The 11,966-nt window shown below is 71.2% G+C and carries 11 protein-coding genes and 1 pseudogene; 3 read left to right on the forward strand and 9 right to left on the reverse strand.

Annotation, left to right across the window (positions count from 1 at the left end):
* The first annotated feature begins 533 nt into the window (after positions 1-533).
* Entirely contained in the window at positions 534-1,568 is a 1,035-nt protein-coding gene (gene trpS / locus IO24_RS0127815; protein WP_031140182.1) for a tryptophan--tRNA ligase, read from the forward strand.
* Positions 1,569-1,611: 43 nt separating this feature from the next.
* Here trpS and proC read toward each other — a convergent pair whose 3' ends face one another.
* From proC to IO24_RS0127840, 5 genes are all read right to left on the reverse strand, one after another.
* Positions 1,612-2,424: a pyrroline-5-carboxylate reductase gene (gene proC, locus IO24_RS0127820; RefSeq protein ID WP_031140184.1), complete on the reverse strand. Its 813-nt coding sequence runs from the start codon at positions 2,422-2,424 to the stop codon at positions 1,612-1,614.
* Between the two features lie 104 nt (positions 2,425-2,528).
* Positions 2,529-3,290 carry an ABC transporter permease gene (locus IO24_RS0127825; protein WP_031140186.1) on the reverse strand — a complete coding sequence of 254 codons (762 nt, stop codon included), beginning with the start codon at positions 3,288-3,290 and terminating at the stop codon, positions 2,529-2,531.
* Positions 3,287-4,120 (reverse strand): ABC transporter ATP-binding protein, encoded by an 834-nt coding sequence (locus tag IO24_RS0127830; protein ID WP_031140188.1) that lies wholly within the window; start codon positions 4,118-4,120, stop codon positions 3,287-3,289. The genes IO24_RS0127825 and IO24_RS0127830 overlap by 4 nt, the downstream gene beginning before the upstream one ends.
* 73 nt (positions 4,121-4,193) lie before the next feature.
* The gene (locus IO24_RS0127835; RefSeq protein WP_031140190.1) at positions 4,194-5,033 is read right to left on the reverse strand and encodes a class I SAM-dependent methyltransferase; all 840 of its coding nucleotides are present in this window, start codon (positions 5,031-5,033) and stop codon (positions 4,194-4,196) included.
* A gap of 102 nt (positions 5,034-5,135) precedes the next feature.
* Positions 5,136-5,729 (reverse strand): dihydrofolate reductase family protein, encoded by a 594-nt coding sequence (locus IO24_RS0127840; protein ID WP_031140192.1) that lies wholly within the window; start codon positions 5,727-5,729, stop codon positions 5,136-5,138.
* 70 nt (positions 5,730-5,799) lie between these two features.
* Here IO24_RS0127840 and IO24_RS0127845 point away from each other — a divergent pair, with 70 nt between their 5' ends.
* Positions 5,800-6,390: a TetR/AcrR family transcriptional regulator gene (locus IO24_RS0127845; protein WP_031140194.1), complete on the forward strand. Its 591-nt coding sequence runs from the start codon at positions 5,800-5,802 to the stop codon at positions 6,388-6,390.
* A 9-nt stretch (positions 6,391-6,399) separates the two neighbouring features.
* Here IO24_RS0127845 and IO24_RS0127850 read toward each other — a convergent pair whose 3' ends face one another.
* The 3 genes and pseudogenes from IO24_RS0127850 to IO24_RS0127860 form a co-directional block, all read right to left on the reverse strand.
* Positions 6,400-6,900, reverse strand: a complete 501-nt coding sequence (locus IO24_RS0127850) for a hypothetical protein (protein WP_031140195.1) — start codon at positions 6,898-6,900, stop codon at positions 6,400-6,402.
* Between the two features lie 42 nt (positions 6,901-6,942).
* Positions 6,943-7,255 (reverse strand): annotated as a pseudogene (locus IO24_RS41060) (hypothetical protein).
* Between the two features lie 78 nt (positions 7,256-7,333).
* Positions 7,334-7,660, reverse strand: a complete 327-nt coding sequence (locus IO24_RS0127860) for an SH3 domain-containing protein (protein ID WP_031140197.1) — start codon at positions 7,658-7,660, stop codon at positions 7,334-7,336.
* A gap of 182 nt (positions 7,661-7,842) precedes the next feature.
* Between IO24_RS0127860 and IO24_RS0127865 the strand changes: the two genes are divergently transcribed.
* The gene (locus tag IO24_RS0127865; RefSeq protein ID WP_031140199.1) at positions 7,843-9,933 is read left to right on the forward strand and encodes a serine/threonine-protein kinase; all 2,091 of its coding nucleotides are present in this window, start codon (positions 7,843-7,845) and stop codon (positions 9,931-9,933) included.
* Between the two features lie 56 nt (positions 9,934-9,989).
* On the opposite strand, the gene ilvD is transcribed toward IO24_RS0127865, so the two are convergent.
* Complete coding sequence (gene ilvD / locus IO24_RS0127870; RefSeq protein WP_031140201.1) at positions 9,990-11,843, reverse strand: dihydroxy-acid dehydratase; 1,854 nt, start codon at positions 11,841-11,843, stop codon at positions 9,990-9,992.
* Positions 11,844-11,966: the final 123 nt, after the last annotated feature.

Below are 11,966 nucleotides of genomic sequence, written 5' to 3' on the forward strand. Positions count from 1 at the left end.
CGCGTTTCCCTTTCCGGCGGTTCCGACTCTACCAGATCCTTTCGGGCCTGATCCCCGGTCAGCGGGGTTTGTCTTTGCGGCTGTTGGGCCGTTCCGACGAGTGAGACTTTAGCGGATTCCCCGGCTCCCGAGCCAATCGGGGGCCGCGTCCTTTCGAACGGAGATTCCTCATTCCGTAAATACGCATACCAATGAAGCGACGACAGATGTGCCGTGCGTCGATTGGTGACTGGTACTTATGGATTGGCTGCCCGGGGACCGACCGGAGTCGGCGCTCACGTCGGGCAACTCGGAGAACACTACGGACGGGGTCCGGGCGTGTCAACTCAAGGGCGGACGGCGCTCCGGGCGCGTACTCTGGGCCTCATGACGACGCGTACGTGCACCCAGCTGTGGTGGGCCGCCTGACGGCGGCCGTCCCCACGTATGCACGCAACGGCCGCCGCTTCGGCGGCCGTTTTCGTTTCTCCCTCCTGGAACCGCGGAGGGACGGCCGCCCGGGGCGGCGGTCCCGACCAGGAGGTTGAGCAGAGATGACACGGGTCTTCAGCGGGGTCAAGCCGACGGGGCATCTGACGCTGGGGAACTACCTGGGAGCCATGCGGCGGTGGGCTGCAGTCGACCAGCACGAGGCCGACGCCTTGTTCTGCGTCGTCGATCTGCATGCCCTGACCGTTGACCACGATCCCGCGCGGGTGCGCAGGCTGAGCCGGCAGTCGGCGACCTTGTTGCTGGCGGCCGGGCTGGATCCGGAGCTCTGCACGGTCTTCGTGCAGAGCCATGTGGACGAGCACGCCCGGCTGTCGTACGTACTGGAGTGCGTGGCCACCGACGGTGAGATGCGGCGGATGATCCAGTACAAGGAGAAGGCCGCGCGGGAGCAGCGGCGGGGTGGGAGTGTGCGGCTGTCGCTGCTGACGTATCCCGTGCTGATGGCGGCGGACATCCTGGCGTACGGGGCCGGCGAGGTGCCGGTCGGGGACGATCAGCGGCAGCATGTGGAACTCGCTCGGGATCTGGCCGTGCGGTTCAACCAGCGATACGGGCACACGTTCGTGGTGCCGCGGGCCTCGCGGCCCGGGGTGGCGGCGCGGGTGATGAATCTGCAGGATCCGGCGTCGAAGATGGGCAAGAGCGACGACGTCGGGCCGGGGATCGTCTATCTGCTGGACGAGCCGGACGTGGTGCGCAAGAAGGTCATGCGGGCCGTGACCGACAGCGGGCGGGAGGTCGTCTACGACCGGGAGGCCCGGCCGGGGCTCGCGAATCTGCTGGAGATCCTCGCGGCGTGCACGGGTGCGGAGCCCGAGCGGCTGAGTGGTGCGTACGAGTCGTACGGGGCCTTGAAGAAGGACACCGCCGAGGCTGTGGTCGAGGTGCTCCGGCCCTTGCAGGAGAGGCACAAGGAGTTGTGTGCCGATCCCGGTCATGTGGAGGGCGTGCTGCGGGACGGTGCGGAGCGGGCCCGGGGGATGGCCCGGCCGACGGTGGATGCCGCGTATCGCGCGATCGGGCTGCTGCCGGCCGTGACGGAGGTGGCCGGCGCCGGGGCCGTGGTGGCGGTGTGAGGTGACGCGGCTGCGGGGGCGGGGACGGGCCCGCCCCCGGTGGTCAGCTGTTGTTGCCGGAGGCCAGGGCGCGGCTGCGGTCGCGGGCGGCTTCGAGGGCGGCGATGAGGGCGGCCCGTACGCCGTGGTTCTCGAGTTCGCGGATGGCGTTGATCGTCGTGCCGGCGGGGGACGTGACGTTCTCGCGGAGCTTGACGGGGTGTTCGCCGCTGTCGCGGAGCATGGTCGCGGCGCCGATGGCGGACTGGACGATCAGGTCGTGTGCCTTGTCGCGGGGCAGGCCGAGGAGGATGCCGGCGTCGGTCATGGCTTCGACGAGGTAGTAGAAGTAGGCCGGGCCGGAGCCGGAGAGGGCGGTGCAGGCGTCCTGCTGGGACTCGGGGACGCGGAGCGTCTTGCCCACGGCGCCGAAGATCTCCTCGGTGTGGGCGAGGTGGTCGGCGGTGGCGTGGGTGCCGGCGGAGATGACGGACATCGCCTCGTCGACCAGGGCGGGGGTGTTCGTCATGACGCGGACGACCGGGGTGTCGGGGGCCAGTCGGTCCTCGAAGTACGCCGTGGGGATGCCGGCGGCGCCGCTGATGACCAGTCGGTCGGCGGGTACGTGGGGGGCGAGCTCGTCGAGGAGGGTGCCCATGTCCTGCGGTTTGACCGTGAGGATCAGGGTGTCGGCGGTCTTGGCGGCCTCGGGGTTGGTGACCGGTGTGACGCCGTAGCGGGTGCGGAGTTCCTCGGCTCGTTCCGGGCGGCGGGCGGTGACCAGGAGGTCGGACGGGGTCCAGCCGGCGCGGATCATTCCGCTGAGCAGGGCTTCGCCGATCTTGCCGGTGCCGAGGACTGCGACTTTCTGCGTCATGGCGCGGGATGCCTCCGAAGGGTGCGTCGTCCGGGGTCCATCCTCGCACCGGGGAGTGGGGGACGGCTCGGGTGTCCGCTGGGCGGGATGTCGGGCCGGGCCGGCTAGGCCGTGCGGCGCCTGAGGGTGGCCGCGCCCAGGGTCAGGACCAGGAGGGCGCAGCCCGCGACGATCAGGATGTCCCGGACGAACGCGGTGGTCATGTCCGTGTGGCGCAGGACCTCGTTCATGCCGTCGACGGCGTAGGACATGGGGAGGACGTCGGAGATGGCCTCCAGGGCCGGGTGCATGTGGTCGCGCGGGGTGAACAGGCCGCACAGGAGGAGCTGGGGGAAGATCACCGCCGGCATGAACTGGACCGCCTGGAATTCCGACGCCGCGAAGGCCGAGACGAAGAGGCCGAGGGCTGTGCCGAGGAGGGCGTCGAGGAGGGCCACCAGGAGGAGGAGCCAGGGGCTGCCGGTGACGTCGAGGCCGAGGAACCAGACCGCGAGGCCGGTGGCCAGGGCGGACTGGATGATCGCGAGGGTGCCGAAGGCGAGGGCGTAGCCGGCGATGAGGTCGCCCTTGCCGAGGGGCATGGCGAGGAGGCGTTCGAGGGTGCCCGAGGTGCGTTCGCGCAGGGTGGCGATGGAGGTCACCAGGAACATCGTGATCAGCGGGAAGATCCCGAGCAGGGACGCGCCGATGCTGTCGAAGGTGCGGGGGCTGCCGTCGAAGACGTAGCGCAGCAGGAACAGCATCACGCAGGGGATGAGGATCAGCAGCGCGATGGTGCGGGGGTCGTGGGTGAGCTGGCGGAGGACCCGGGCCGCGGTGGCGGTGGTGCGGGAGGCGCTGAGGGCCCGGGGCGGGGTGGTGGTCATCGGGTCGTCTCCTTCGCGCGGGCTGCTGCTTCGGCCTCGTCCACCAGGTGCAGGAAGGCCTCCTCGACCGTGTCGGTGCCGGTGCGGGTGCGCAGGGCGTCGGGGCTGTCGTCGGCAAGGAGTTCGCCGTCGCGCATGAGGAGGAGGCGGTGGCAGCGCTCGGCCTCGTCCATGACGTGCGAGGAGACGAGGAGGGTCGCGCCGCGGCTCGCCGCGATGTCGTGGAAGAGGGTCCAGAGGTCGCGGCGCAGGACCGGGTCGAGGCCGACGGTCGGTTCGTCGAGGACCAGGAGTTCGGGGGCGTCGAGGAGGGCGACGGCCAGGGAGACGCGGTTGCGCTGGCCGCCGGAGAGGTTGCCGGCGAGGGCGTCGGCGTGGGTGGTGAGGTCGACGTCGGCTATCGCGCGGGTGACGTTGTCGTCGCGGCGGTCGGCTGCCGGTCGGCCGGGGTCGAGGATCGCGGCGAAGTAGTCGAGGTTCTGGCGGACGGTCAGGTCGTCGTAGACGGAGGGAGCCTGGGTGACGTAGCCGATGCGGGTGCGCAGGGTGGGGTGGCCGGCGGGGTGGCCGAGGACGTCGAGGGTGCCGGTGACTTTGGCCTGGGTGCCGACGATCGCGCGCATGAGGGTGGATTTTCCGCAGCCGGAGGGGCCGAGGAGGCCGGTGATCCGGCCTCGGGGGGCGGTGAAGCCGAGGTTGCGAAGGACTGTGCGGGGGCCGCGGTGGACGGTGAGGTTCTCGGCGTGGACGGCTGTGGTGGGCGGGTGGGGGAGTCGGCCGGGGGTGGGTGCCGGGGCTGGGCGTGACGACCCGGGAGCGTTATTCATCATGCGATGAATAATGCTCCCGGGGGTGGGACCCGTCAAGCGGGTGCGTCGAGCGAGCGGATCGAGCGGGTGCGTGTCAGGCCGGCGTCCTGGCGAGGAGGAGGACGACCTCGTAGACCTCCTCCACGAAGCCGTCCGGGAAGGCCCGGAGGAGGTGTTCGCGCTCCTCGGCCAGGAACGATGCGGCGTGTTCCGCCCCGTGTACGAGGAAGACCGAGTGGCTGCCGATGTTGGCGAGGTGGGTGTCGACCGGGACGCTGCGGCTCCAGCGGACCGTGCGGCGGGTGAAGTCGAGGAGGCCGCTGGGGTCGGCGGCGCGGGCACTGACGTTGCGCTTCTCGGCGGAGACGTCGATGCCGAAGTGGCGGCCGGTGCGGGCGGCGGCCTCGGCGATCCAGGGGACGTCCAGGGCGTCGGTGTTCCACCAGAGGGCGAGGGCGCCGCCGGGGCGCAGCACGCGCAGGGCCTCGGGGACGGCTCGGGCGGGGTCGGTCCAGTGCCAGGCCTGGGCGTAGGTGACGAGGTCGACGCAGGCGTCGGTGAGGGGGAGGTCGTCTCCCGTGCCGCGGACGAGCGGGATGCCGGGCAGGCTGCGGCGGAACTGGGCCGCCATGCCGGCGCCGGGTTCCACGGCGACGACGTTCGCGCCTCGCGCGTGGAGGAGGGCGGTGGCGATGCCGGTGCCGGCACCGATGTCTGCGACGCGGGCGCCTATGAGGGGGCGGCCGGTCAGGTCTTCCATCGCGTCGAAGAGGGCCGGGGGGTAGGAGGGACGGTTGGCCGCGTACTGGGCCGCGGCGGCGTTGAAGGAGTGGGCTCGTGCGGTTCGGGCGGGCTCGGCGGCGGGGTGCTCGGCTGGGGGTTCGGCGGCGGGGTCGGCTCCGGTGGGGTGGGGGGCGGAGGGAGATGTGGTCATACCGCCATGGTGGCCGGGGGCGGGGTGGGGCGCGGTGAGATTTGAGTGAGAGCGGCGGGAGTTGGCGCGCGAGGTGGTCTGGTTCGGCGGGAAGCCACAGCCCTAGCGTCGCGTGAGGCGCGTGAGGGTGACGCCGTTGGGGAAGGCCGTGCGCTCGGCGACATCGAAGACGGTGGGGTCGAAGGTGCCGTCGAAGGCCGGGATCCCGGCGCCGGCGACCACCGGGTAGTGCTTGACGACCAGTTCGTCGATCTCGGGCAGGAGGGCGCCGGCGAGCTTGCCGCCGCCGCAGAGCCAGACGTGCAGGCCGGTGTCCTCCTCCCGCTTGAGTGCGCGGACGAGGGCGAGCGGGTCGCCGGGAACGACGGTGACGGCCGGGTCGACGCCGGGGTCGAGCGTGCTGGAGACCACGTACTGGCGCAGGTGGGCGTAGGGGCTGGTGGTTCCCTGGCCGAGGGGGTCGCGGTAGGTGCCGAAGCCCATGACGACGGTGTCGAACTGCCGGTGGGGGGTGTCGGTGAGGCCGACGGCGGCACGGTAGGCGGTCGGGACGGTTTCGGGGTACAGGGTGTTGGCCCAGGTGCTGTAGGCGGCACTCTGCTGCTCGTCACCGGTGGGGAAGAAGTCGTACTCGCCGCCGGGGCCCGCGATGCGGCCGTCGAGCGTGACTGCGATGTAGTACACGAGCTTTCGCATACAAGAAACTCCATACGTAGTACTCTTACTGAAGTGGTTTGAAGGTAGTACTACAGATGGAGTGGTGTCAATGGTGCGACGGAACGACCAGCGGCGTGCCGCCCTCGTCGATGCGGCGATCGAGGTGCTGGCCAGGGAGGGTGCACGTGGTCTGACGTTCCGGGCGGTGGATACCGAGGCCGCCGTACCGGCCGGGACCGCCTCCAACTACTTCGCCAACCGGGACGACCTGCTCACCCAGGCCGGCGCCCGTGTCTACGAGCGGCTGCAGCCCGACGAGGCGACGATCGCGCGCCAGCAGGCGGCCGGCCGCGACCGGGAAACATACGCGGTGCTGATGCGGGAACTCGTCGGCCGCGTCGCCGCCTTCCGCACCGGCTACCTCGCCCTGCTCGAACTGCGCCTCGAGGCCACCCGCCGCCCCGAACTGCGCAAGGTCCTCACCGAGCGGGTCCGCGCCGATGTCGACGCCAACGTCGCCTACCACGAAGCCTCCGGGCTCCCCGGCGACGCCATGGCCGTCAAGCTGCTCATGCTGACCCTGAACTGGCTGATCGTCGAGCAGCTCACACTGCCGGACGTCTTCACCGAGGCCGAGCGCGAACAGCTGGTGACGGCGGCGGTCGAGCGCATCGTGGCGGCCGAGCAGGCGGCCGGGTAGGCGGCGGGGCTACGCGCGGCGGCGGTTCCTCGGGTTGCCGGAGCGGCGGGTCGTGCGCTTCTCGTACTGCCTGCGGGCCTCTTCGTACTCCTCGCGGTGGAGCTTCTCGCCGGGGGCCTCGGTGAGGGAGCGGAAGAAGTAGGCGAGCAGGGAGCCGACGAAGCCGACGGTCAGGAGGCCGCGCAGGGACGCCTGGCGGTCGGGGTCATGGCGGCGGGTGTAGCCGTCCCAGGTGTGGCGGAAGGCGAGGGCGCTGCAGATCGCGAACATCGCGACCATGAGGACCGTGACGAAGTCACCGATCGCGGCGATCCGGAGGCCCTGGTAGGCGAGGCGGAGCACGAGGCAGGAGGCGACGGCGGCGACCAGGGAGCCGACGGCCACGGCTACGCGGCGGGCCGCGTAGCCGTGGCCGTGCTCGACCCAGGTGGTGCCGAAGAGCCGGATCGGCTCTGGGCGGGGGCCGGTGGAGCCCGCGGGTGTCCTGTGGGTGCCGGTGTCGTCGCTCACGCGTCGATTATGGCTCCGAGGTGGCCGCGGGCTCCGGGCGGCTCAGCCGCAGCGCCCGGCGACGTAGCCGTCGCTGCCGGTGTTCACATAGGCGTCCGAGACGTACTGACCGTCGTCGATGTTGTCCCAGATGTTCGTCGTGCCGTACGTACCGGTGATCGTCTGCCCGGGTGTCTGGCAGAAGATCGGCACCTTGGCACCCACGGGAAGGTAGCGGACGATGCCGTACGAGGTGCCGGGGCCGGTGCGGACGGCGAGGCTGACGCCCGGGCGCGACCGAGTAGTAGCGCACGGCTGCGGCCTCGGCGGTGGCCGCGCCGACCATGAGGAGGGCTCCGGTGAGCCCGGCGAGCATCACGGATCTGCGTTTCAGGGATGTACGGATCTGCGTTTCAGGGATGTCATGAGCGGTCCCGGCGTAGTGGTGGTCGGATCAGGAGCAGCGCGGGCGGACGTAGCCGTCGCTGCCGGTGTTCACATAGGCGTCCGAGACGTACTGGCCGTTGTTGATGTTGTCCCAGATGTTCGTCGTGCCGTACGGGCCCGTCACCGTGGTGCCCGGCGACTGGCAGTAGATCGGGACCTTCGCCCCCTCGGACAGGACCCGGACGACCGTGTAGTTGGTGCCGGGACCGCTGCGGACGTTGACACGGACGCCCGGCGCGACCGAGTAGTAGCGCACGGCCGTGGTGCCGGCCTCGGCGGCGACCGCTTCCGTCACCTGGCCGCCCACCGTCTCTTCGACGCGGTCGACAGACATGAAAAACCTCCCCCGTTGATCCCCATGACCGGCATGGGGCCCCGTTGATTCCCCTGCATCACGCCATGAAACACATGTGCGTAACTCGCACGCGGAGACTAACAAGCCGCCTCTGTCCCGTACGACGCATCGACTAGGCTCCGTGCGTCGCGCGCGCGGACGAACAGCACGGGGGTGGTTCCATGGCGCCGCAGAGCAGCACCGGGGCGGGCGCGGAAGCGGAACTTCCCGAATACGCCGGTCACTACCGGCTGGAGACGACTCTCGGATCCGGGGGCATGGGCGTCGTGCATCTCGCGCGCAGCACCTCGGGGATGAAGCTCGCGGTGAAGGTCGTCCACGCCCAGTTCGCCAGGGATCCCGAGTTCCGGGGGCGGTTTCGGCAGGAGGTGGCGGCCGCGCGGAAGGTCAGCGGTGCCTTCACCGCGTCCGTCGTCGATGCCGACTCGGAGGCCGAACGGCCCTGGATGGCCACCCTGTTCATCCCCGGACCGACCCTGTCCGACCATGTGAAGCGGAACGGGCCCATGAGCCCCGCCGAGCTGCGCCGTCTGATGGCCGGACTGGCCGAGGCACTGCGCGACATCCACCGGGTCGGCGTGGTCCACCGGGATCTCAAACCCAGCAACGTACTTCTCGCCGAGGACGGGCCCAAGGTCATCGACTTCGGGATCTCCCGGCCGAAGGACAGCGAACTGCGGACCGAGACCGGCAAGTTGATCGGGACCCCGCCGTTCATGGCGCCGGAGCAGTTCCGGCGCCCCCGGGAGGTCGGGCCCGCCGCCGACGTCTTCGCGCTCGGGTCGGTGATGGTGCACGCGGCCACGGGCCGGGGGCCGTTCGACTCGGACAGCCCGTACGTCGTCGCCTACCAGGTCGTCCATGACGAGCCGGATCTGGCCGGAGTGCCGGAGAGCCTCGCGCCGCTCGTGGCGCGGTGTCTCGCCAAGGAGCCCGAGGACCGGCCGACGCCGGACGAGTTGATGCGGGAGCTGCGGTCGGTCGCGGCCTCGTACGACACCCAGGTCTTCATACCGGCGCAGCGGACGGGGGACGCGCCCGAGCCGGAGCCGCGTGTCACCGAGCCCGAACGGCGGTCCCGGAAACGCCTCGCCACCCGGCTCCTCGTCGGGACCGGGCTCCTCGGCCTGGCCACGGCCGCCACGCTGGCCTCGGTGCAGTTGCTCGGCGGTGACGACCCGTCACCGGTGGGCGGTAGCGCGCCGCGCACCACGGCGGCCGGATCCAGCCCGTGGGAGACGACGTCGGCGCCCGGGAAGGGGGCACCGCAGTGCTCGTACGGGGCGGGGAGGCTGGTCTGCGCGCAGACGGGCCGGGTCTTCGCCCTCGACCCGACCGACGGGCGCCGGTTGTGGCGGCACACCGTCCCCGCGGCGCAGGGCGGGCAGCCCGTCGTGTCCGGTGGCCTCGTGCAGCCCGCGCTGGACCGGAGCACGCGCCTGGAGGCTCTCGATCCCGGCTCGGGCAGGACCCGCTGGCGGCAGACCGTGCCGTCGTACAGCGGGCTGGCGCACGCGGGGGACATGCTTCTCGTCACGGGCGTCGACGGTGGGGTCACCGGCGTGGACAGCGCTTCGGGACGGACGAAGTGGAGCCACCGGATCCCGGGCCACCGGGCCCCGTACTTCGCCTCCTTCGCCGGAGACCCACTGGCCTACGGGACCAGCACGTCGGACGACGGGTCGAGTACCCGCGTCACCGCGGTCGCCCCGGAAACGGGCCGGGTGCGGTGGGACGTACGGCTGAAGGGGTCGCTCCAGCCCGTCGGCGCGGTCGACGGATCGATCTTCTTCGTCGCCCTCGACCCGGTCTACGGATCAGCGGAGGCCGTGGTGCGCTACACGCCGGACGACGGAGTCTCCCGGCGGGTGGTGCTGCCCGTCCCGATCGGCCAGCCGCAGGCCACGGTGCGCGGCAACCTCGTGTACCTCGTGGGGGACGGCGGATCGCTGGTGGCCGTCGACATGCATGCGCGGAAGCAGACGTGGAGCCTGGAGACCGCGGTGACCCGGGGTTCCGCGCCGGTGGCCGACGGCCGGTACGTCTACTTCTCCGCCCCTGACGGGCGGCTGCTCGGCGTGGACGCACGCGAAGGCCGGCTTCTGGGACAGACGTCCCCGCGGCTCGGCGGCAACTCGGACCGGGTCGCGGACGCGGTGCCCGCCCCCGTGCTCGCCCACGCCCGCCTCTACGCCGCCGCGCCCGACGGCACCGTCTTCTCCGTCCCCGCGGGCGACCCCGCCACCTGGTGACACGGTCGAGGGCCGCCCCCCCGGCAGCGGGAGGCGGCCCTCGGGGCGAGAAGGGATCAGCCCAGCTTCGACACGTCCCGCACGGCGCCCTTGTCCGCGCTGGTCGCCATCGCCGCGTAGGCCCGCAGCGCCGCCGAGACCTTGCGGTCGCGGTTCTTCGGGGCGTACACGCCGTTCAGGGCCTGCTCGCGGCGGGCGAGCTCGGTGTCGTCCACCAGCAGCTCGATGGAACGGTTCGGGATGTCGATGCGGATGCGGTCGCCGTCCTCGACCAGGGCGATGGTGCCGCCCGCGGCCGCCTCGGGCGAGGCGTGGCCGATGGACAGGCCGGAGGTGCCGCCGGAGAAGCGGCCGTCCGTGACCAGCGCGCAGGTCTTCCCGAGGCCGCGGCCCTTCAGGTACGAGGTGGGGTAGAGCATCTCCTGCATGCCGGGGCCGCCCTTGGGGCCCTCGTAGCGGATGACGACGACGTCGCCGTCCTTGACCTGCTGGGTGAGGATCTTCTGGACGGCCTCCTCCTGCGACTCGCAGACGACCGCCGGGCCCTCGAAGGTCCAGATGGACTCGTCGACACCGGCCGTCTTCACGACGCAGCCGTCCACGGCCAGGTTGCCCTTGAGGACCGCGAGACCGCCGTCCTTGGAGTAGGCGTGCTCGGCGGAGCGGATGCAGCCGCCCTCGGCGTCCACGTCCAGGGCCTCCCAGCGCTCGGACTGGGAGAAGGCCTCGGCGGAGCGGACGCAGCCGGGGGCCGCGTGCCACAGCTCGACGGCCTCGGCGGACGGGGAGCCGCCGCGCACGTCCCAGGTCTTCAGCCAGTCGGCGAGGGACGGGCTGTGCACGGAGTACACGTCCTCGTTGAGCAGGCCGGCCCGGTGCAGCTCGCCGAGCAGGGCGGGGATGCCGCCGGCGCGGTGCACGTCCTCCATGTAGTACGTACGGTCCTTCGCGACGTTCGGGGCGACCTTCGCGAGGCACGGCACGCGCCGCGAGACCGCGTTGATCTCGTCCAGGCCGAAGGGGACGCCCGCCTCCTGGGCGGCGGCCAGCAGGTGCAGGATCGTGTTGGTGGAGCCGCCCATGGCGATGTCGAGCGCCATGGCGTTCTCGAACGCCGCGAAGGACGCCACGCTGCGGGGCAGAACCGTCTCGTCGTCCTGCTCGTAGTAGCGGCGGGTGATGTCCATGACCGTACGGGCGGCGTCCTCGTACAGCGCCTTGCGGGCGGTGTGCGTGGCCAGGACCGAGCCGTTGCCGGGGAGGGAGAGGCCGATGGCCTCGGTCAGGCAGTTCATCGAGTTGGCGGTGAACATGCCGGAGCAGGAACCGCACGTCGGGCAGGCGTTCTCCTCGATACGGAGGATGTCCTCGTCCGAGATCTTGTCGTTCACGGCGTCGGAGATCGCGTCGACCAGGTCGAGGGTGCGAACCGTGCCGTCGACCAGGGTGGCGCGGCCGGACTCCATGGGGCCGCCGGAGACGAAGACCGTCGGGATGTTCAGCCGCAGGGCGGCGTTCAGCATGCCCGGGGTGATCTTGTCGCAGTTGGAGATGCAGATCAGGGCGTCGGCACAGTGCGCCTCGACCATGTACTCCACGCTGTCCGCGATCAGGTCGCGGGAGGGCAGGGAGTAGAGCATGCCGCCGTGGCCCATGGCGATGCCGTCGTCGACGGCGATCGTGTTGAACTCGCGCGGGATGCCGCCGGCCGCGACGACCGCCTCGCTGACGATCCGGCCGACGGGCGCCAGGTGCGTGTGGCCGGGCACGAACTCGGTGAAGCTGTTGGCGACCGCGATGATCGGCTTGCGGCCGATGTCCGCACCCGGTACACCGGAGGCGCGCATAAGGGCGCGGGCGCCCGCCATGTTGCGGCCGTGGGTGACTGTGCGGGACCTCAGCTCGGGCATCGTCGCTCGCTCCTTCAGAGACGGCGTCAGAGGATTCGGAGACTTCTGACTGCAACCGAGCGTACGCCCGTCATCCAGTGGGCGGGACAGAGTGTCCGGAATGCGGGATGGCCGTCTCGGACG

The organism is Streptomyces flavovariabilis (genome assembly GCF_000725785.1).
GTDB lineage: Bacteria > Actinomycetota > Actinomycetes > Streptomycetales > Streptomycetaceae > Streptomyces > Streptomyces hawaiiensis.